This window comes from Neobacillus drentensis, from assembly GCF_036966985.1.
GTDB classification, from domain to species: Bacteria; Bacillota; Bacilli; order Bacillales; family Cytobacillaceae; genus Neobacillus; species Neobacillus drentensis_E.
This window is the reverse complement of record NZ_JBALSN010000311.1, coordinates 3,107-3,416: the sequence shown is the minus strand read 5'-3', so window position 1 is coordinate 3,416 and position 310 is coordinate 3,107.

The following is a 310-nucleotide window of genomic DNA, read 5'->3' as shown; positions in this document are numbered from 1 at the left end:
TGATATAAAAATCAAGCTCTAGCACAATTATGAAGGTTTTAGAAAAAAGATAATATGAAATCAAGATAACAACAAATACCCTGTGGGGGTACCACGAAATTTTACGGTAATACCCAAAAAGAGTGCGGTTTTTATCATGGTCAAACTAAGTAAAATGTAATACAGGGGTATTCAATAACAAATAACCACATTTTGGAGGTAGAAAATGATTTTTGTTCAGGATGTATCAAAAGTTTATTCATTGGAGTCTGGAGATTTTGTCGCGTTAAAGAATAACAACATTCATATCCGGAGGAGGAATATAAAATGA